This window comes from Enterobacter sp. UPMP2052, assembly GCF_053709675.1.
In genome coordinates this window covers 961502-982580 of record NZ_JBSKJR010000001.1, presented here as the reverse complement: position 1 = coordinate 982580, position 21079 = coordinate 961502, and the positions used below count along the sequence as shown (strand labels likewise).

The window sequence follows — 21079 nt, the reverse complement described above, 5'->3', positions numbered from 1 at the left end:
AACCTATGCATAATAGGCATCGTGCGCCGTATCGTCGAGAGCGGATGTGCGTATTTATGCGCCCTGGAAACAATTTCTCGCAATTTTTTCACCCAAATATTGATCTACTCATTGATGAAGGGAATATCGAGGACACAAAAGCGAAAATCGTAAAATCCGACCTTTGCTAAAATAAGGGAATAATTATCAGGACTCGTCGCCGTTTCACGGGTCCCTCTTTTTTGCGCAATGTAAGGGTGTTGTCCTATGCAAACTATTGACGGTAATGGTGCAGTCGCGTCCGTCGCGTTCCGCACCAGCGAAGTTATCGCCATCTACCCGATTACGCCAAGTTCAACGATGGCTGAGCAGGCGGATGCCTGGGCTGGCAATGGGTTAAAAAACGTCTGGGGCGATGTCCCTCGCGTCGTGGAAATGCAGTCAGAAGCCGGGGCGATTGCCGCGGTGCACGGCGCGCTGCAGACCGGGGCCTTGTCGACGTCCTTTACGTCGTCTCAGGGCTTGCTGCTGATGATCCCCACGCTTTACAAGCTGGCGGGCCAGTTGACCCCGTTTGTCCTGCACGTCGCCGCGCGGACGGTTGCCACCCACGCCCTCTCCATTTTTGGCGATCATTCAGACGTGATGGCCGTGCGCCAGACCGGCTGCGCCATGCTGTGCGCCAGCAGCGTGCAGGAAGCGCAGGATTTTGCGCTGATTTCGCATATCGCGACCCTCAAAAGCCGCGTGCCGTTTATTCATTTCTTTGATGGTTTCCGCACCTCGCACGAAATCAATAAAATCGTCCCGCTGGCGGACGACACTATTCGCAACCTGCTGCCGCAGGCGGAGATCGACGCGCATCGCGCCCGCGCCTTAAACCCGGAGCACCCGGTGATCCGCGGCACGTCCGCGAACCCGGACACCTATTTCCAGTCCCGTGAGGCAACCAACCCGTGGTACAACGCGGTATACGATCACGTCGAGCAGGCGATGAACGACTTCAGCGCCGCCACCGGTCGCGACTATAAACCGTTCGAATATTACGGCCATCCGCAGGCGGAGCGCGTTATTGTGCTGATGGGCTCCGCCATTGGCACCTGCGAAGAGGTGGTAGATGAACTGCTGACGCGCGGCGAAAAAGTGGGCGTGCTGAAAGTGCGCCTTTACCGCCCGTTCTCGGCGAAACATCTGCTTGCGGCCCTGCCGGAAAGCGCGCGCAGCGTGGCGGTACTTGACCGCACCAAAGAGCCGGGTGCTCACGCAGAACCGCTCTACCTGGACGTCATGACTGCCCTGGCAGAAGCCTTTAACAACGGCGAACGTGAAACATTGCCGCGCGTCATCGGCGGCCGCTACGGTCTTTCCTCGAAAGAGTTCGGTCCGGACTGCGTGCTGGCGGTGTTCAACGAGCTGGCTGCCGCGAAGCCAAAACCCCGCTTCACGGTCGGTATCTATGATGACGTGACCAACCTTTCGCTGGCGCTGCCGGAGAACACGCTGCCTTCGGGTGCGAAGCTCGAAGCGCTGTTCTATGGTTTAGGCAGCGACGGCAGCGTCTCTGCGACCAAGAACAATATCAAGATCATCGGCAATTCGACGCCCTGGTATGCGCAGGGGTATTTTGTCTATGACTCCAAGAAAGCCGGCGGCCTGACCGTATCGCATCTGCGCGTCAGCGAGCGCCCGATCCGCTCGGCGTACCTTATCTCCCAGGCCGATTTTGTGGGCTGCCACCAGCTGCAGTTTATCGACAAATACCAGATGGCCGAGCGCCTGAAGCCCGGCGGTATTTTCTTGATCAATACCCCTTACAGCGTGGATGAAGTCTGGGCGCGTCTGCCTCAGGAAGTGCAGGCGGTGCTCAACCAGAAAAAAGCCCGACTGTTTGTGATTAACGCGGCGAAGATTGCCCGTGAATGCGGCCTGGCGGCGCGTATTAACACCGTGATGCAGATGGCCTTCTTCCACCTGACCCATATTCTTCCGGGCGATAGCGCCCTGATGGAGCTGCAGGGAGCGATCGCCAAAAGCTACAGCAGTAAGGGGCAGGAGCTGGTTGAGCGCAACTGGCAGGCGCTGGCGCTGGCACGCGAATCGTTGTTTGAGGTTCCGCTGCAGCCGGTGAACCCCAACAGCCCGAACCGTCCACCGGTGGTTTCTGACGCCGCACCGGATTTCGTCAAAACCGTCACGGCGGCGATGCTGGCCGGACTTGGCGATGCCCTCCCCGTCTCGGCGCTACCGCCGGACGGCACCTGGCCGCTGGGCACCACGCGCTGGGAAAAACGCAACATCGCCGAAGAGATCCCAATCTGGAAAGAGGAGCTGTGTACCCAGTGTAACCACTGCGTGGCGGCATGCCCGCACTCGGCAATCCGCGCCAAGGTGGTCTCTCCGCAGGACATGGACGCGGCACCGGGCAGCCTGCACTCGCTGGATGTGAAGTCCCGCGATATGCGCGGCCAGAAATATGTCCTTCAGGTCGCCCCGGAAGATTGCACCGGCTGTAATCTGTGCGTTGAGGTGTGCCCGGCGAAAGATCGTCAGAACCCGGAAATCAAAGCCATCAATATGATGTCGCGTCTGGAACACGTTGAAGAAGAGAAAGTGAATTACGACTTCTTCCTCAATCTGCCGGAGATCGATCGCAGCAAGCTGGAGCGTATTGATATCCGCACCTCGCAGCTGATTACCCCGCTGTTTGAATACTCCGGCGCCTGCTCCGGCTGCGGCGAAACGCCGTACATCAAGCTGCTGACGCAGCTCTATGGCGACCGCATGCTGATTGCGAACGCTACCGGCTGTTCTTCTATCTACGGCGGCAACCTGCCGTCCACCCCTTACACCACCGACGCTAACGGTCGCGGTCCGGCATGGGCAAACTCGCTGTTTGAAGATAACGCCGAATTTGGCCTGGGCTTCCGCTTAACCGTCGATCAGCATCGCGCGCGCGTGATGCGCCTCCTGTCGCAGTTTGCCGATAAAATCCCGACAGAGCTGAACGAGGCCCTGCACGCGGAAGCCACGCCTGAAGTGCGTCGCGAGCAGGTTGCAGCGCTGCGTAACGCCCTTCAGGGCACTGAAGGCGCCGAGCAGCTGCTGACCGATGCTGACGCGCTGGTTGAGAAATCTATCTGGCTGATTGGCGGTGATGGCTGGGCTTACGATATTGGGTTTGGCGGGCTGGACCACGTTCTGAGCCTGACCGAAAACGTCAACATTCTGGTGCTTGATACCCAGTGTTACTCCAACACGGGTGGACAGGCCTCGAAAGCGACCCCGCTCGGCGCGGTGACGAAGTTTGGCGAACACGGTAAACGCAAGGCGCGTAAAGATCTTGGCGTCAGCATGATGATGTACGGCCACGTCTACGTCGCGCAAATTTCGCTCGGCGCGCAGCTGAACCAGACGGTGAAAGCGATTCAAGAAGCGGAGGCCTATCCGGGGCCATCGCTGATTATCGCCTACAGCCCGTGCGAAGAGCATGGCTATGATCTGGCCCTGAGCCACGATCAGATGCGCCAGCTCACCGCGACCGGTTTCTGGCCGCTGTACCGGTTCGATCCGCGTCGTGCAGACGAAGGCAAACTGCCGCTGGCGCTGGATTCACGTCCGCCGTCAGATGCGCTCGCCGAGACGCTGATGCAGGAGCAACGCTTCCGTCGTCTTAACGCCCAGCAGCCTGACGTTGCAGAGCAGCTGTGGAAAGATGCCGCGGCCGACCTGCAAAAACGCTATGACTTCCTGGCGCAGATGGCCGGGAAAGCGGAAAAATCGACCAGCGAGTAACTCCTCTGCTCGGCACGTCCGGGCATTTTTTTGCCATAAAAAAAGCCCGATGCATTCGCATCGGGCTAATCCAGATTATCGATGAATATCCGTTTAATTCAGCCAAAGATATTCATGGAAATTATGGATGAAGAATCTTAAAGGCATATAACAGCGCAAAGAGTACCTGTTTTTTCTGATAATTAATAATTTTAATTTTGTATGATTTCAATTAAATCATTCACAAAACAAATCACCATTTCCTTTGCATTATTTACTTTAGATAATTCTCACCTGGTAACAATTATATTTTATTACTCGTCTGTAAGACTGATTTAGCATGAGACCTCTTTCCATGCAGGCATGAGACCTCTTTCCATGCAGGAAAGTTCACGTAGTAATTAAATAAAAAATTTGCAAAGGAAAAACCAAAATGCAAAGAAAAGTACTGACACTGATGATTCCAGCGCTGTTAATGGCTGGCGCAGCACATGCAGCAGAAATTTATAATAAAGATGGTAACAAGCTCGATCTGTACGGAAAAGTCGATGGCCTGCACTACTTCTCTGATGACCAGGGTGCCGACGGTGACCAGACGTATATGCGTCTGGGCTTCAAAGGTGAAACCCAGATTAACGACCTGCTGACCGGCTATGCCCAGTGGGAATACAACATTCAGGCGAACAACACCGAAGGCTCTGACAACCAGTCCTGGACGCGTCTGGCGTTCGCCGGTGTCAAAGCAGGTGACTACGGCTCATTCGATTATGGTCGTAACTACGGCGTGCTGTACGACGTGGAAGGCTGGACCGATATGCTGCCAGAGTTCGGTGGCGACTCCTACAGCAAGGCCGATAACTTTATGACTAACCGCGCTAACGGCGTGGCGACCTACCGTAACACCGACTTCTATGGTCTGGTGCAGGGTCTGAACTTTGCGCTGCAGTACCAGGGCAATAACGAAGACGCCAGCAACAATCAGGAAGGCACCAACAATGGCCGCGATACCCGCCATGAAAACGGTGACGGCTTCGGTATCTCCACAACCTATGATTTCGGTATGGGCTTCAGTGCGGGTGCGGCTTACGCCTCATCTGACCGTACCAACGATCAGGTGACTAAAACCACAGCGGGTGGCGATAAAGCCGATGCGTGGACCGCTGGCCTGAAATATGACGCAAATAATATTTATCTTGCGGCCATGTATTCTGAAACGCGTAATATGACGCCTTACGGTGATAATGACGCCGCTGTGGCAAATAAAACGCAGAACTTCGAAGTGACCGCGCAGTATCAGTTTGATTTCGGTCTGCGCCCGGCAATTTCTTACCTGCAATCTAAAGGTAAAGACCTGGGCAACGGCCAGGACGATCAGGATCTGGTTAAATATGCTGACGTCGGCGCGACATATTACTTCAACAAAAATATGTCCACCTACGTTGATTATAAAATCAACCTGCTGGATGAAGACGATCAATTCTATAAAAACAACGGCATCGGTACCGACGATGTTGTGGCGTTAGGTCTGGTTTACCAGTTCTAATGACTCAGGCCCGCCTGTCTGGCGGGCCTGTTTTTTAGCTTTTTAACGGAAAACGTCATAATACTTTCAACTTGCGCAGTTGCGCCCTCCTGTAAGATGATGACCCTACTGTCACTGCGGTAAGGGGCATCTCCATGGTTCATCATCCTGTAAAATCATCACGTATTGCCTCTGTTGCCTACGACGAAAAAAGCGCCACGCTTGAAATCCGCTTTCGCGATCGCAAAACGCTGCAGTATCAGCGCGTCCCCGCCCGCATTTTTTCTGATTTTTTGAGCGTTGTCTCAAAAGGCCGCTTTTATGACGGCGTCGTTAAGGGCAAGTTTAAAGAGACCAGAGTACAGTAACGGCGTGTCTGCGACGTATAAGGATAGGTGCGTGTTCACCCGACTCTCTCTGGCTCTGCTTGCCCTGTTAGGCTGTATCTGGATAGCGCTAATTTTTGATTTTGGCGGTGTGATGGGCCATCTGAGCGAATGGCTAAACGCTCTGGATCAAAATTAGTCAGCCTCTTTTTGACGAAACGACAGATAGCCATACACTCCACTGTCCCCATCCAGCGGGTGATTAACGCCGTCCATGACCACGACCTCCGCGAAATCAAAAGGCGAGACGTTTTCAAAGCACGCCACGTTAACGCCGTACTGGTTCGGATTGGAACGTCGCTGATGGAAAGTGTAAATCCCGCAGACCGAGCAAAAGAAATGTCGTGCCGTACCGGTATTGAAACGGTATTCGGTGAGCGTGTCTTCCCCTTTGGTCACGGTGATCCCCGATAACGGGGCGGACACCGCTATTGCGCCGCGCATTCGACAATACGAGCAGCTGCAACGGCGGGCGGTATTAAACCCGTCCGTCAGTTCAACGGTAAATGCCACCGCGCCGCAGTGGCACTGTGCATGACGAATTTCAGCCATCTTCTATACCCCTTTTCTGACCAGTTCAGCGGCCTTCACGAACACGTCGTCTTCGACGCCATCGCCCTTCTGCCTGCCGAGCCTGAGCAACTCGTTGATGATACTGTCACGATTGATGTGTTGCTGCGCTGAGACCAACCCGATGACCGCTGCGCCAATCGCCAGACCGACTAATCCTGTTTGTTCGTCTTTATTCTTCATGCTCATGATCCCTGATCCCTCTCAAAAGCGTAGCAGGCACGTTGTAAAATGCGCTGATAATCGCTGCCACAGACCGCGTGGTAGCAATATAAAAACGTATGCAATGAATCACTTAACTCTCAAGACGTCTGAAATGCGCGTGGTGTATCGCGGTGAAAGCATCTCACGCTTCATTTGCCACGGCTGCTGGATGCCCTGACCGGCAAAGTAAAGTGTGCCTTTGCCCTCTTTCGCATTCAGCGTGTCCAGAAGCGCCATTAACCTCTCGCTGTCGGCGCGGGGGGCGCTCTCATCAAAGAGGTTAAGCTGAGCAATACCCCGGCTGGAAAAATCGCCGAGCATAATGCCCGCCTTCTGGTACCGGCGTCCCTCCCGCCAGATAACGTCCAGACACTTCGACGCCGCGTTTATAATATCCCGGCTGTCCTGCGTGGGTGTGAGTAGCTTCACAGAAGCGCTGTTACCGTAATACGTTTCGTTGATGGCAAATGGTGATGTCTTCAAAAAGGCGGAGATATAGCGGCAATACTGGTGCTCGCCGCGTAGCTTTTCCGCGCCGCGGGCGGCGTAGGCGCAGATAGCCTGGCGCACCTGCTCATAGTCGGATATACGTTCGCCGAATGAACGGCTGCACACAATTTCCTGCTTAACCGGCGCAAACTCTTCGAGTTCGAGGCAGGGTTCACCGCGCAGCTCGCGCACCGTACGCTCAAGCACAACATTGAAGTGTTTTCTGATAATCCAGGTGCTTTGCCCGGCGAGATCCAGAGCCGTGTTGATGCCCATCGCGTTGAGCTTCTTGCTGATACGCCGCCCCACTCCCCAGACATCTTCGACGGGCAACAAAGCCAGCAGCCGACGCTGGCGGGCGACGTTTGAGAGATCGACAACCCCGCCGGTTTGCCGCTGCCATTTCTTTGCCGCGTGGTTGGCCAGTTTTGCCAGCGTCTTGGTTTGTGCAATGCCGACCCCCACCGTCAGATGGGTTCGCTTAAGCACCGTTTCCCGGATGCGTTTCCCAAACTCGGTAAGGTCGCAGCAGTGCTGGACGCCGGTCAGATCGCAAAAGGCCTCATCAATACTGTAAATTTCCACGCGCGGAGCGAGTTCTTCCAGGGTGGTCATCACCCGGTGCGACATGTCAGCGTAAAGCTCGTAATTACTGCTGAACGCAACAATACCATGCCGCCTGAATGTCTCTTTCTGCTTGAAATAGGGCTCGCCCATAACCACCAGGGGTTTAGCTTCGGCGCTGCGCGCAATGACGCAGCCATCGTTATTTGAAAGAACGACCACCGGGCGCCCTTTCAGATCCGGCCTGAATACGGTTTCGCATGATGCGTAGAAAGAATTCACATCACAGAGTGCAAACATATTCAGCTCGCTGATTTAACGATAAAAGTCACCACGCCAAAAATATCCAGCGTGTCTTCACTGCCCACGATGATTGGGCTGTAGGCGCTGTTCATGGGGTTAAGCTGAACCGTCGGGCGCAGCTGAAGGCGTTTAACGGTAAATTCACCCTCAACGGCGGCAATGACGATATCGCCATGCTCCGCGTTCAGGGAACTGTCTACCACCAGCAGGTCACCGTGACCGATTCCTGCCTCTATCATTGAATCGCCTGCGGCTTTCACGAAATAGGTCGAGCTGGGATGGGAAACCAGTAGCTCGTTGAGATCAATGCGTTGCTCAACATAATCAGCGGCCGGGCTTGGGAACCCGCACTGAACAAGATCGCTGAAAAGGGGGATGCCGATAATTTCCCGTAACTCTGCCGGTCTTAAGAATTCCATATTGCTCACCTCCGATACTGTTTTTATATACAGTAGTTTTAAGCGGGGTTGTCTGCAAGGGGTGAGGCATGACGCAACTGTACAAAGCTTCATCATTTCGTTTGTAAGTTTCTATTAGCCCTGCAAAGTTAGGCATTGTAAATTTTTTGATTGGCGGTTCAGGCGAACAAATTTAAATCATTTTCCTGGCCGGAAATGATCTATATCGCATAAAAGCTAAGGCCCTGGTTGTGTTATTTCACCGTTTTAAAGAACGTTTATCTCTGAATTTCACCCACAAAAAACCGCCCCGTGAGGCGGTTGAGATGCGAACAGTATTAAAGCGGTCTCTTAACATCCGGGTCTTCCGGTGCCAGAGGATCATTCACATCAGGGACATCCGGTACATCGTCACCAGGAATCGGCTCATCCTCAGGGATGGGATCAATCAAATCAGGACGTTCAGCCATACAGCCTCCGTCGAACAGGGAAAAGTGGGCTTATTTGCCTTTGCTCGGTTGTTGTTTGCCTTGATCGTCTTTCGGCGACTTGGCCGGTTGCTTAGGTTGCTCTTTGTTGACGTTTGATATCGTGGCTTTCATTTGACACTCCGAAATGTACGCAGCAGAAGGCTGCTCTGTAACTATAAGCCGGGTTAACCTATCCTTCGAGCGAGGCGGGAATGCGTTATTCTTCATGCCGTTGAATTTAAAGGGGACTTATTTCGTACAATTCGTGCTATTGCGTTATCACAGGTTAATCCTGAAATAATTACCCCTCACCTGGCGGGAGCGCACTTTTTTGCGCATGGCTTTCCTGAGATAAGCGCCAGAAATCGTGACCGGCCGGGTACTGATATAAACGAAGCGAGAATTTCCCGACAACCGCAGTGATATATTCAAAAATAGCGGATTGCGTATTTTCATAATCCATCCACAGCGTTGAGGTGGTAAAGCAATATATTTCCAGCGGGATGCCAGATGGCGAGGGCTTGAGTGTCCTCACAACGATGTACATGTCTTTAACAATATCCGGTCTTTCAGCAAGATAAGCCATCAAATAATGGCGAAATAGCGTTAAATTCGTCAGTCCATTTTCAACAAACCAACTGTCGGCAATCCCCATAGGATCGCGCCCGTCTATCAGTTTCGCCAGCGGTTCGCTCACGCCGCGGATCGTCAACATCGGGGCCAGAATGTCCTGAGAAAGAAAGGTCACCGAGTGCTGGTCGATGGTTGTGCTGCGCATAATTCGGCGCGCGCCGGACGAAAACATCGCCTGCCAGTTGGTGTAGGTTTCCGTCAGAAAGTTTTTCGTCGGGATACGTGAGATGGTGTTATCCCAGTTGCGGATCGTAATGGTGTGGAGCGCAATGTCAGTCACTTCCCCGCTCAGGTTTTTATCCGGCATCTCAATCCAGTCTCCCAGCTGGAGAACGTCATTTGAGGAGAGCTGGACGTTTGCCACAAGCGAAAGCAGCGTATGCTGAAACACTAACATGAGTACCGCGGCGACCGCACCGAGGCTGGAAATAATGATGGCAGGCGATTTGTTCGACATCACCGCGAGTATCATAATCGCGGCGATGATGTGAACCAAAATCTTCCCTATCTGGATGTAGCCTTTTATAGAGTGATTTTTGCGTTTGGTTTTTCGTAAATAAGAGCTGTTAACGATATCCAGCATCTCATTGAAAAACACCGACGAAAAGACAAAGAACAATATTCCGCAGATGGTGTTTATGGCCGTAACCAACGACGCGGGCATATTCGGCATAAACTGCAGAACATAATAAACGATGAGCACCGGAACAAAATTGGAAAGCTTTTCGGCAATGCGACGATCTTTCTCGAGCGGTACATCCTGTTTATGGCTTGCAAAAAATACACGTCTGACGATCTTAATCAAAAGAAATTTGCACATCAGGTGTGCGAAAAACCCGGATATAATCAGCAGAACCAGGTTGAAACCAATAGCCAGCGCCGGATTGCTTTCAATAAACGTTAATAGATAATCCAGATACGCCACTATTCATCCCCTGAACATACAAGCCATTCGTCTCTACGTTAACCTGCATCTAATTATACAAAAATTTAACTAATGTGCATCATGACATAACCCGGACAGCCAAGTCCATGGCCTGGCCGTGGTCATGTCAACGCAAAGCCGACTCCCCTTTCTCTGTGTGGGGGGTTGCGCACGCACAAACTCGCGTCATGTCATAGACGGATCTGCATCGCCGCACCCACGGCCATGAAAACACCCCCACAGACTTGGTTAAAGCGTCTGCCCGTGCGAGCAAGCCACGGACGAATTCTGTAGGCGGCAGTTGCACAGGCGTACTCTGCACAGAATTCGGTAAAAGCGTAGGTAAGTGCGATAGAAACGAACTGAAGTACGAGACTTCTTTCAGGGGAGATAAACGGCGGAATAACAGCTGTGAAAAAAAGTAACGCTTTTGGATTGGTGGCAGCAGATAAAAATCCCTGCCGGAACATCTGTGACAGATTTGCTACTGAGGTCTGCGTTCCTGCCTCATTGGTCATGGGTGGTGAACGCCACAGTTTATATCCCAAAAAGACCAGATAAAGGCCACCGGCAACACGCAATATAACAAGCCATTTCTCCGATGCCTGCAGCAGTGCGCCAATACCAAACATGCACAGCCCAATCAGAAGTACGAATCCCATCAATCCGCCCGTTATGGTCGCGAGAGTCTTTCTGTTTCCATGCATCACACCATGAGTCAGCACCAGAAGATTGTTTGGACCAGGAAAAAGCGATATGCCAGCAGAGGTGAATAAGAATAAAAGCCAGGTATGAAACGCCATGACGTGCTCCGAAATAAAAATGAAAACGTTGTTTGCGTTAGTGTGATTTCCGGACATTGGCCTGACAAACCATTTGTTTTCACGATATGTGTGAATTAAAATCACACGTATGATATTTGATCGCATCCCACCTCTACAGACCTTGCGCGCTTTTGAAGCTGCTGGCCGCCTCTCCAGCATGACATTAGCGGCAGCAGAGTTGCACGTCACGCATGGCGCTATAAGCCGACAAATCCGGAAGCTCGAAGAGCATCTGGGGTTGAGGCTTTTTCTTAGGCTGACCCGACAGATTATCCTGACGCAAGAAGGGGCTGAATTTCACCATGCCGTAACCCGTATTCTGGGAGAACTGACGGGCGAATCCGAGCGGCTACGAGGCAGAAATCCTGCCAGGAGTTTGCGAATCAGCACCAGCGTTTCCTTTGCCAGTAAGTGGCTGGCTCCCCGCCTCAGCAGGCTCAGGGAGCGCTATCCGGATTTTGATATTCATCTGGATGTTACTGACATCAATGTGGACCTCAATAATGGTCAGGTAGATGTAGCCATTCGGTATGGTAATGGTCATTATCGGGAAGCGTCCTGTGAACGCATCATCGAAGAAACAGTCACCCCTGTCTGTAGCCCAGGTTTTCTTGATGCGCATAACGGCCTGACAGATGTTAAGCAACTTTCAGGCTGTGTACTTCTTCATGAAGACAGAATGCTGGCAAATTGGGATGCCTGGTTTGTCGTGGCCGGAGAAAAAAATATCCGCTGCCAGCGGGGCCCTTCATGGAGCCACGGTAGCATGGCTGCTGAAGCGGCTATACGTGGGGAAGGTGTAGCATTGGGACGCAGCATTCTGATTGCAGATGATATAGCGGCGGGCAGACTTATTGTTCCATTCCCACAGTACAAACTGATAGCTGAGCGGGGATACGATTTAGTTTACCGCTCCGGGTCTCAGGATAGTTTTAAAGTGCGGGCTGTAAGAGAATGGCTTTATGAAGAAATGAGTCTGCTGCAAGAATGCATAACGACTAAATAACTGTCCACTCCTGGCGCAAAGGGGCCAGGAGCCTCCCAAAATGTTATCTGACTCTGAACTTGTCGTGTCTCGTGGTAGAAGTATTTCGCGTTTCATCTGCCACTGTTGCTGTATGCCCTGCCCGGCAAAAGTTAGGTCACAAAAAGCGTCATCGATACTGTAAATTTCCACGGGGGGACGCATACCCTCAATCGTCGTCATGACCTGACATCTTGATTGTTTATCGACAATACCCCATAAACACAGTGAATGCAGGACGTTGGTATTACCCGTGGCTGGGGTTAGAATGGTTTAACAAAAGCTAACGTCAGGATGACCCGCTCATGATCTCTATTTTTTCTGCAATCGCGCTCTCCTCGCTGGCGACCTTCGTCTTACTCTGCTTCTTTGCAATTTACCAATTTTCGGTAAAAGGAGATGTCAGCTTCTACGTCATGCTCTTTGCTTTAATATTCCTTTTTGTCTCTTTTTATGGGGCGGTAGGCTTTACCTACACAAAATTGAAAGAGGCCGGGAATATCATAAAAATCATCTGAGGCAGCCAGGACACAGCCTGGAAAAATGGGAATATCCGTTATCGAGCACACCAACAGGTGAGTTATGTAAAGACTGTCACTTCCCGGACCTGCCGAAGATGTGAGGTTCCAGCCACGTTTCACCATAAAGAAAGTCCCAATATCTGCCGCTTATGCTTGTTGTTTACTGACTGACTGCCAGGCTATTCAGGACTCTGATGTTGGAGAATGCCATCTCCAGGGAAACATCGATAAAAAAAAGAGCAAGTGAAACTGAGACTCCTCTGGCCCTCCTTGTGGGGGCGTTTTTTATCCATTAAATAAGATAATCAAATAGCGTCGCCCTTCCAGACCCTCAGTAGAAGAGCATAATGCCAGCTACGCTTTATCGAGTATCGACCCCAGATTTAACCCCGCAGTAAAACGTGCTGGTATTCGCCGCCGGAATCCGTACCATACGCGGCATACTTTGCCTGCTGGATGTTATCTGCCAGCGCCAACCCGTCTTTTTAGCCAGCCAGATGGGGCATGAAAACGCGCAAAGGGTTTATGACGTCTACGGTGCGTGGATCGAAGAATGAAATGGTGAGCAGGCGACACGCCGGCACGCTGAAAAAATGTTGCCCTGCTATGCCCCTATTGGCTCCAAAGGTAGTAATAAATGCAAGATAATCAAGCGAATACAAAGAAAGATCAGTACAACCTGAATAAACTGCAAAAGCGACTGCGCCGTAACGTGGGCGAAGCCATTGCAGACTTCAACATGATTGAAGAAGGCGACCGCATCATGGTCTGCCTGTCGGGCGGTAAAGACAGCTATACCATGCTGGAGATCCTGCGCAATCTTCAGCAAAGCGCGCCGGTGAACTTTACCCTGGTGGCGGTCAACCTTGACCAAAAACAGCCGGGCTTCCCGGAGCACATTCTGCCAGCATATCTGGAGAACCTCGGTGTCGAGTATAAAATCGTAGAAGAAAACACCTACGGTATCGTCAAAGAGAAGATCCCTGAGGGGAAAACCACCTGCTCGCTCTGCTCTCGTCTGCGTCGCGGTATTTTGTACCGCACGGCAACGGAGCTGGGTGCGACCAAAATCGCCCTGGGGCATCACCGCGACGATATTCTGCAGACGCTGTTCCTGAACATGTTCTACGGCGGCAAAATGAAGGGCATGCCTCCTAAGCTGATGAGCGATGACGGCAAGCATATCGTGATCCGTCCGCTGGCCTACTGCCGTGAAAAAGATATCGAGCGTTTTTCACAGGCCAAAGCATTCCCGATCATTCCATGTAACCTCTGCGGCTCTCAGCCAAACCTGCAGCGTCAGGTGATTGGCGACATGCTGCGCGACTGGGACAAGCGTTACCCTGGCCGTATCGAAACCATGTTCAGCGCTATGCAGAACGTAGTCCCTTCCCATCTGGCCGATACTGAACTGTTCGATTTCAAAGGCATCAACCATGATTCTGACGTGGTGGATGGCGGCGATCTGGCATTTGACCGTGAAGAGATCCCGATGCAGCCAGCAGGCTGGCAGCCGGAAGAAGACGATACGCAATTCGATGAGCTACGCCTGAATGTGGTGGAAGTGAAATAATGCATGAGCGTCTCAGAAAGGGTTTCTGAGACGCTGTTTAGTGTTACTTCAGCAAGCGAACGCGACAGGTTTTTCCTTTAATTTTACCGCCCTGCAACTGCTTCCATGCTTTATGCGCCACCGACTGACGCACGGCCACATAGACGTGTGCCGGGTGAACCACGATCTTCCCGATATCCGCCCCGTCAAGACCCATCTCGCCCGTCAACGCGCCCAGTACATCGCCCGGACGCATTTTGGCTTTTTTACCGCCATCAATGCAGAGCGTCGCCATTTCAGCGTCAAGAGGAACAATGCTGACGCTGGCAGGCGCGTTCACCCAGTTGAGCTTAAGCTGTAGCATTTCAGACAGAATATTGGCGCGCTGAGCCTCTTCCGGCGCACAGAAGCTGATGGCCAGGCCGCTATTGCCGGCACGGGCAGTACGTCCGATACGGTGAACGTGCACTTCCGGATCCCATGCCAGCTCGAAGTTGACGACCAGCTCTAACGATTTAATGTCCAGACCGCGTGCCGCCACATCGGTCGCTACCAGTACGCGGGCGCTGCCGTTAGCAAAACGGACCAGCGTCTGGTCACGATCGCGCTGTTCGAGATCGCCGTGCAGGGACAACGCGCTCTGTCCGGCGGCGTTAAGGGCATCACACACCGACTGGCAATCTTTTTTGGTGTTGCAAAACACCACGCAGGACGCGGGCTTATGCTGGCTCAGTACTTTCTGCAGCAAGGCAATTTTGCCCTTCTGGGAAACTTCAAAGAACTGTTGTTCAATGGCGGGTAGCGCGTCAACGGTATCAATTTCGATGGTGAGCGGCGCGTTCTGCACACGACCGCTGATGGCCGCGATGGCCTCTGGCCAGGTTGCCGAGAATAACAGGGTCTGACGATCCGCCGGGGCGAAGCGGATCACCTCATCGATGGCATCGCTAAAACCCATATCCAGCATGCGGTCCGCTTCGTCCATGACCAGCGTTTGTAGCGCATCAAGTGAAACGGTGCCTTTTTGCAAATGATCGAGAAGACGTCCCGGCGTTGCCACGATGATGTGCGGCGCATGCTGCAAGGAGTCACGCTGCGCACCAAAAGGTTGTCCGCCGCACAGGGTCAGGATTTTGGTGTTCGGCAGGAAGCGCGCCAGGCGACGCAGTTCACCGGCGACCTGATCCGCCAGCTCACGCGTGGGACACAGTACCAGAGACTGCGTCTGGAATAGCCCGGCGTCGATACGCTGTAACAGCCCCAGACCGAATGCAGCCGTTTTCCCACTGCCGGTTTTGGCCTGCACACGCACGTCACGGCCTTCAAGAATAGCAGGCAATGCCGCAGCCTGGACTGGGGTCATGGTGAGATAGCCCAACTCATTAAGGTTCTCGAGTTGGGCGGCAGGCAGAACATTCAGGGTAGAAAAAGCGGTCACAATATACTCTCGTGGTCATCATCGCAGTCAGATGGCGCGTATCCTCGCAGATCTCTGCTAACGATGCGACAATTTAATCGGTTCTTCATCGGGCGGCGGATCGGGCATCGGCTGTGGGCGTGGAACAGGATCGGGTATCGGGGTGGGATCGGTTGGCACCGGATCGGACTGACGCGGGTCCAGGCGTTGCAGGTTAGATCGCATATATCTTCTCCTCCAGGTTGGGAACAGACTCTTTTAGGGTAGACGTTAAGAGGCTGGAGGCAAAAAAAAAGCCGACTCATTAAGTCGGCGTCGTACGAATCAATTGTGCTATGCAGTAATTCAAAAAAGGAAGTAAGACAATATGGAGCGCAACGCCCATCGCTTGACGTTGCATTCACCTGCGGGAGTAATAGTGCACCTTACGGGGTAGATGTTTATTGACTTCGCTCAATTAAAATGTCGTTTTAAGGCCATCTTCGCGTCGAAAAAACGTAAATTTACAGCCATTTACTACGATGCAACCACCATGCAACACCGCCAATTAAAACCACTAACATGATGCAAAAAACGGAGAAGCCGAACCGGTACTCGCCCCCGGGGATCCCACCCAGGTTAACGCCGAATAGCCCGGTTAAAAATGTGCTGGGTAAAAACACCATAGCCATGAGCGACATGGTATAGGTTCGTCTCGCCAGAGACTCTTGCATAACCTGGGCGATTTCATCTGCCATCACCGCCGTTCTGGCAATGCAGGAGTCGATTTCATCCAGCCCGCGCCCCAGCCTGTCCGCAATATCCTGCATCCGTCGACGCTGATCGTCATTCATCCAGCTTAAACGCTCGCTGGAGAGCCGCGCATAGACATCGCGCTGAGGCGTCATGTAGCGACGCATCACGATAAGCTGTTTGCGCAGCAGCGCCAGGAAACCACGCGGCGGGATCTGCTGGTCCAGCAGATTGTCTTCAAGATCGATAATTTTATCGTGCAGCTCTTCGATAAACTCGCTGGCATGATCGGTCAGGGCATCACACACATCAACCAGCCAGCTACCGCAATCCGTCGGGCCTGTGCCCTCTTTCAGATCGTTAACGACATCGTCAAGCGCCAGCACCTTACGCTGGCGGGTGGAGATGATAATGCGCTCGTCCATATACAGGCGCATCGCCACCAGCTGATCAGGACGTTCGTCAGTGCTGCCGTTTATGCAGCGCAGCGTAATCAACGTCCCCTCGCCCATCCGGCTGACCCGTGGGCGCAGGCTTTCTCCTGCCAGAGCATCACGGACGCTGTTGGGCAGAAGCGGCGTCATTGCCAGCCACTCGGCGCTCTCGGGATGGGTATAGTTGAGGTGTAACCAGCAGGGATGCTCACTGCTGATTTCATCGCTATTTTCGAGGGGCCTCGCACCACCGCGGCCGTCGAACATCCACGCGAACACCGCATCAGGAACGTTAAGTTCAGACCCTTTAATGCTCTCCACTGCGCCTCCACCTTTTCATCTCGTTCGCAGTCAGTCTAGCTTTCGTATAACGTTACGCAATAATTATGTTCCCCATCGCGCTGAAATAGCTCAGGAAATGTACATGTTATACCTGGGTGGTGTAGACAGGCGTTTTATACGACGGAGCAGCAAGGATGAAATGGCTGGACGCGGGTGCGGTCGTAAAAAGCCTGGCACGCCAGGCTTTTATATTAGTTAATGAGAATGCCCCGGGCGCGGAGAGAACACTAACGGGCGAAGGGATTGCGGCGCTTGCGCGCCTGGTTGGTCGCTATTATCAAGACGGAAGTTGCGGGTGCGGGTCTGCAACTCAATAACCTGATTACGCAGAACATCAGACAAGCCGTTAAGCTCCTCCACCATGGCAACGTTGCTCTGGGTTACGCGCTCCAGCTCGGACAGCGCCAGAGTAATTTGCGAAATCCCTTTCTCCTGCTCAGCGGTTGAAGAGGAAATATCGTCCATTAATCGGCTGACGTTGCCCGAACCCGCGACAATCTCATGCATATTTCTTTCTGCTTCGGCAACGACGGTCGCTCCCTGGGTCACGTTGTTGCTGGTAACGTCAATCAGTGACTTGATGTTTTTTGCCGCTTCGGCGCTGCGGTGCGCCAGGCTCCTGACTTCTCCCGCCACCACGGAAAACCCTTTTCCATGATCACCGGCACGAGCCGCTTCAACCGCAGCGTTAAGCGCCAGAATATTCGTCTGGAAGGCAATGCCATCAATAAGGCTGATAATTTCCGTCATCTGCTGGGCGCATTCGGTAATAGATTGCATGTTATTGGCAACCTGCCCCATCAGCTCTCCCCCTTTGCGCGCCTGCATCGTCGCAACATTTGCCTGCTCGCTGGCCTGGCGGGTATTGTCGGCGTTATTTTTAGTGCTGGCGGCCATCTGTTCCATGCTGGCTGCGGTTTGCACCAGAGAGGCGGACTGCTGTTCCGTCTTCACCGACAGCTGCGCGCTGCGTGAGGAGAGTTGCTCTGATAGCGTCATGGCGGTTTGCGAGGAGGCACGGATCTCCCGAACCAGAGTGGCAATATTGCTGGATAAGCTGTTGATGCCAGGAATTAAACGTCCGGCACAGTTATTGCCAAACTCCGGGATAGAGACGGCCAGATTGCCCGACGTCACTTCTTCAATACTTTTTTTCACAGTGTTGATCGGCGTCACAAGATATTTTGTCATGTACGCCCAAAGTGAAAATAACGCGATGAAATTTAAAATAATGGTGGATAACAGAAGCATTGACCTGCCTGAAAATAAAGCAACCACACCTGCGTTTACCAAAAAAACACATAAAAGGAAATAGATAATAAAAGTTCTGACACTAATATTTTTTAGCATGACAATTCCCACAACTTTATATTTTGGTCGGCATTAAGGTTTATAGCATTGGCAGCAAAATTTGTCCTCACGATCTGCACCGCTTTTCAGTTTTGCCGCATGATTGCAGAAATTTCATTTAAGGAGAGATAAAGCATCGTATTACTTAAAATGTGGGTTCCGCCATCCTGTCCTGCTGGTTTATGGCATATTCAAGCGATAACATTATCTCTGAGGACGCCAGATATTTGCAGGCATACTTAAGGAGCAATGATGTTAACCTCCTGTATTGTGTAGCGATGCTTAACAGGCTATTAAAGATAATATATATCATATTTTTTATAGGTTATTTTTAATACCACGGGTTATGTCACACAATAACTGACTCATCATCTTTAAACCCGTATGCCACTGGCACAGAAAAGGTATGCCTGGCAGGCGAACTTTGTAACTCCTTTTGGCGTGGGATGGCAGCATGCTCAATGTATCGTGGGACCCGGTATTAATCGCCATCTCGTATCTGGTGGCATTTATCGCCTCGTTTGTGGCGCTGGACAGCGCGGGAAAAATCCCTCTCTCTGGGCGTAAGGCCGCGATGTTCTGGCGCATGGCGGGCGGGATCACGCTGGGTATTGGGATCTGGTCAATGCATTTCATTGGTATGCTGTCGATGAACATGCCGATGATCATGAGTTATCACCTCTGGTTCACGCTCGCCTCACTCGGCGTGGCGGTCCTGGCGTCTACACTGGCGATCAACATTGCCGTTCGCGGAAAATCGCTCTCACCCTTACGCCTGATCTTTGCCACGCTCATTCTCAGTGCGGGCGTCGTGTCGATGCATTACGTCGGTATGGCAGCGTTGATGCTCAAAGGCGGTATCATCTGGGACAGGCGTATCGTTCTGCTCTCAGTCATCATTGCCGTCGCTGCGTCCGGCGTTGCGCTCTGGCTCGCCTTCCACTTGCGAGACAAACGAAAAGGCCTCTTTATCAACCGCATTGTCGCCGCGCTGGTGATGGGCGCGGCGATCTGCGCCATGCACTATACCGGCATGAGCGCCGCCCATTTTCACGAGATGGAACACACCGTGCCGGGCGGCATCAGCGAACTGGGTTTATCGATATGGGTTTCCGTAACGACGTTATGCCTGTTGGGGATCATGTTGATTATCTCGCTGGTGGACTCTCACTGGCGCACGGCAAGGCTGACCGACAATTTGCAGCAACTCAACCGTCAGCTCGAACTGCAGGCGCGTTTTGACGCCCTCACCGGCCTTGCCAACCGGCATCAGATGGATATCCGGCTACAGGATTGTCTGCACAGTGCGCTTCTCAATAAAAAATCGTTTGCCGTGGTATTTCTCGATATCGACCATTTTAAACGGGTGAACGATACCTGGGGTCACCACGTCGGTGACGAGCTGCTCATTGCCGTTGCACAGCGAATTACGGCAAGGCTCACCCGGGAGGTCACGCTGGCCAGGCTGGGAGGCGATGCATTCATTCTGCTGCTCCCGGACTACGACGATGAGAAGCTGAACCTGCATCTTACTCCCCTGCTTGAGGATATCCGTCGACCGCTATCCGTGTGCGGACACACGCTGAGCGTCACCCTCAGTGCGGGAGTGAGTCTCTATCCCGAGCATGGCGAAACGCTGCATGAGCTAAAACTCAAAGCAGATGCGGCCATGCAACACATCAAACGGGAGGGACGTAACGGATGGGCGGTGTACCGGGCACAGATGTCCACCGTCATCCCGGCAGAGCCGGGTTTTCTGCAGGAGCTGTCCCAGGCGCTTGAACGCGATCAGTTTGAACTTTGGTATCAGCCAACCTATATCGCCGATCAAAATGCGATCCATGGTTTCGAGGCGCTGCTGCGCTGGCGGCATCCGGAGCAAGGCGTTTTACTTCCAAACCTGTTTTTACCGTCGCTGGAGCAAACGGGGCTGATCGTGCCGGTGGGAAACTGGGCCATTGAAGCTGCCTGTCGACAGCTGCATTTCTGGACGGAACAGGGTTTTAGCCAGTGGACATTGTCGTTCAACCTGTCGCCAGTACAATTTGAACAGCAGGATTTATTCCAGGTTATTTCATCCATGCTGCAAAAATATACCCTCGCGCCATCCCGGCTCATTCTGGAAGTGACAGAGAGTACCGCGCTCAAAGATCTCGATCGCAGCATTGAGTTGCTTAATGCCTTCACCCAGGCCGGGATCACCGTTTCAATTGATGATTTTGGTACGGGGTATTCCAACCTGCTGATGTTGAGCGTTCTTCCGGCTAAAGAACTAAAAATTGACCGAAGCTTTGTCAACTCAATGCTGGTAAATGAAAAAAGCAGAAAACTGGTTGAAACCATTATTAATATTGCCCGCACCATGGAAATGAGCGTGGTCGCAGAAGGCATTGAAACCGAAGAACAACAGGCCGCGCTGGCGGAGATGGGCTGTGATTACCTACAGGGTTTTCTGTTCTCCCGACCGTTACCGGCAGAACAGGTACCCTGGCTGCTTTTGCAAAAAAACTCAGATAAACAAATTATCCACATAGGGAAAATACATTCTGATTCATCTTATATTTCACAAAAAAATCATGCTTGATGTGATTGAATAAGGTATGTTTCAAAAGAACCCACGCGAAATAATTCCGGCGTGATCGTCAGGCACCGCGTGCCGATGAACAGGA

General features: G+C 52.4%; 19 protein-coding genes and 2 pseudogenes. 9 read left to right on the top strand and 12 right to left on the bottom strand.

Annotation, left to right across the window (positions count from 1 at the left end; all coding sequences use genetic code 11):
• The first annotated feature begins 246 nt into the window (after nt 1-246).
• From nifJ to ACWKX3_RS04495, 4 genes are all read left to right on the top strand, one after another.
• Complete coding sequence (gene nifJ, locus ACWKX3_RS04510; RefSeq protein ID WP_454541342.1) at nt 247-3771, top strand: pyruvate:ferredoxin (flavodoxin) oxidoreductase; 3525 nt, start codon at nt 247-249, stop codon at nt 3769-3771.
• A 412-nt stretch (nt 3772-4183) separates the two neighbouring features.
• Nucleotides 4184-5293, top strand: coding sequence for a porin OmpC (ompC, locus tag ACWKX3_RS04505; RefSeq protein WP_454541341.1), 1110 nt, complete (start codon nt 4184-4186; stop codon nt 5291-5293).
• A gap of 134 nt (nt 5294-5427) precedes the next feature.
• The gene (locus tag ACWKX3_RS04500; RefSeq protein ID WP_006175511.1) at nt 5428-5640 is read left to right on the top strand and encodes a KTSC domain-containing protein; all 213 of its coding nucleotides are present in this window, start codon (nt 5428-5430) and stop codon (nt 5638-5640) included.
• A gap of 31 nt (nt 5641-5671) precedes the next feature.
• Entirely contained in the window at nt 5672-5797 is a 126-nt protein-coding gene (locus tag ACWKX3_RS04495; RefSeq protein ID WP_254915577.1) for a hypothetical protein, read from the top strand.
• Here ACWKX3_RS04495 and ACWKX3_RS04490 read toward each other — a convergent pair.
• The 7 genes from ACWKX3_RS04490 to ACWKX3_RS04460 all read right to left on the bottom strand — a co-directional run bounded on the left by ACWKX3_RS04490 (nt 5794) and on the right by ACWKX3_RS04460 (nt 11017).
• Nucleotides 5794-6210 (bottom strand): GFA family protein, encoded by a 417-nt coding sequence (locus ACWKX3_RS04490; protein ID WP_042319885.1) that lies wholly within the window; start codon nt 6208-6210, stop codon nt 5794-5796. The two genes, ACWKX3_RS04495 and ACWKX3_RS04490, sit on opposite strands and share 4 nt — an antisense overlap.
• 3 nt (nt 6211-6213) lie before the next feature.
• Nucleotides 6214-6411, bottom strand: a complete 198-nt coding sequence (locus tag ACWKX3_RS04485) for a hypothetical protein (protein ID WP_042319888.1) — start codon at nt 6409-6411, stop codon at nt 6214-6216.
• Between the two features lie 108 nt (nt 6412-6519).
• The gene (locus ACWKX3_RS04480; protein WP_006175523.1) at nt 6520-7785 is read right to left on the bottom strand and encodes a Y-family DNA polymerase; all 1266 of its coding nucleotides are present in this window, start codon (nt 7783-7785) and stop codon (nt 6520-6522) included.
• A 2-nt stretch (nt 7786-7787) separates the two neighbouring features.
• Nucleotides 7788-8207 carry a translesion error-prone DNA polymerase V autoproteolytic subunit gene (locus ACWKX3_RS04475; protein ID WP_006175525.1) on the bottom strand — a complete coding sequence of 140 codons (420 nt, stop codon included), beginning with the start codon at nt 8205-8207 and terminating at the stop codon, nt 7788-7790.
• Between the two features lie 317 nt (nt 8208-8524).
• Complete coding sequence (locus ACWKX3_RS04470; RefSeq protein WP_088209180.1) at nt 8525-8656, bottom strand: hypothetical protein; 132 nt, start codon at nt 8654-8656, stop codon at nt 8525-8527.
• Nucleotides 8657-8957: 301 nt separating this feature from the next.
• Complete coding sequence (locus ACWKX3_RS04465; protein ID WP_220710182.1) at nt 8958-10214, bottom strand: mechanosensitive ion channel family protein; 1257 nt, start codon at nt 10212-10214, stop codon at nt 8958-8960.
• Nucleotides 10215-10405: 191 nt separating this feature from the next.
• Nucleotides 10406-11017, bottom strand: a complete 612-nt coding sequence (locus ACWKX3_RS04460; RefSeq protein WP_058608823.1) for a LysE family translocator — start codon at nt 11015-11017, stop codon at nt 10406-10408.
• Between the two features lie 109 nt (nt 11018-11126).
• Here ACWKX3_RS04460 and gcvA point away from each other — a divergent pair, with 109 nt between their 5' ends.
• A complete protein-coding gene (gene gcvA, locus ACWKX3_RS04455; RefSeq protein ID WP_236347626.1) occupies nt 11127-12044 on the top strand; it encodes a transcriptional regulator GcvA in 918 nt (305 codons plus the stop codon).
• A gap of 60 nt (nt 12045-12104) precedes the next feature.
• Here the strand turns inward: gcvA and ACWKX3_RS04450 are convergent.
• Nucleotides 12105-12179, bottom strand: a pseudogene (locus ACWKX3_RS04450) (DUF4113 domain-containing protein); the annotation flags it as partial.
• 188 nt (nt 12180-12367) lie between these two features.
• Between ACWKX3_RS04450 and ACWKX3_RS04445 the strand changes: the two are divergent.
• The 3 genes and pseudogenes from ACWKX3_RS04445 (at nt 12368) to ttcA (ending at nt 14156) form a co-directional block, all read left to right on the top strand.
• Nucleotides 12368-12580 (top strand): hypothetical protein, encoded by a 213-nt coding sequence (locus ACWKX3_RS04445; protein ID WP_006175532.1) that lies wholly within the window; start codon nt 12368-12370, stop codon nt 12578-12580.
• Between the two features lie 382 nt (nt 12581-12962).
• A pseudogene (locus ACWKX3_RS04440) lies at nt 12963-13140 on the top strand (tyrosine-type recombinase/integrase); the annotation flags it as partial.
• Between the two features lie 80 nt (nt 13141-13220).
• Nucleotides 13221-14156 (top strand): tRNA 2-thiocytidine(32) synthetase TtcA, encoded by a 936-nt coding sequence (gene ttcA, locus ACWKX3_RS04435; protein WP_101737649.1) that lies wholly within the window; start codon nt 13221-13223, stop codon nt 14154-14156.
• Between the two features lie 43 nt (nt 14157-14199).
• Here the strand turns inward: ttcA and dbpA are convergent, their stop codons facing one another.
• The 4 genes from dbpA to ACWKX3_RS04415 form a co-directional block, all read right to left on the bottom strand.
• Nucleotides 14200-15573 (bottom strand): ATP-dependent RNA helicase DbpA, encoded by a 1374-nt coding sequence (dbpA, locus tag ACWKX3_RS04430; protein WP_006175540.1) that lies wholly within the window; start codon nt 15571-15573, stop codon nt 14200-14202.
• A gap of 57 nt (nt 15574-15630) precedes the next feature.
• Nucleotides 15631-15777 (bottom strand): proline-rich small protein YnaL, encoded by a 147-nt coding sequence (ynaL, locus tag ACWKX3_RS04425; RefSeq protein ID WP_006175541.1) that lies wholly within the window; start codon nt 15775-15777, stop codon nt 15631-15633.
• Nucleotides 15778-16055: 278 nt separating this feature from the next.
• A complete protein-coding gene (gene zntB, locus ACWKX3_RS04420; protein ID WP_006175542.1) occupies nt 16056-17039 on the bottom strand; it encodes a zinc transporter ZntB in 984 nt (327 codons plus the stop codon).
• A 216-nt stretch (nt 17040-17255) separates the two neighbouring features.
• Entirely contained in the window at nt 17256-18251 is a 996-nt protein-coding gene (locus ACWKX3_RS04415) for a methyl-accepting chemotaxis protein (protein ID WP_454541340.1), read from the bottom strand.
• Between the two features lie 613 nt (nt 18252-18864).
• Between ACWKX3_RS04415 and ACWKX3_RS04410 the strand changes: the two genes are divergently transcribed.
• Nucleotides 18865-20994 carry a putative bifunctional diguanylate cyclase/phosphodiesterase gene (locus ACWKX3_RS04410; RefSeq protein WP_454541339.1) on the top strand — a complete coding sequence of 710 codons (2130 nt, stop codon included), beginning with the start codon at nt 18865-18867 and terminating at the stop codon, nt 20992-20994.
• Nucleotides 20995-21079: the final 85 nt, after the last annotated feature.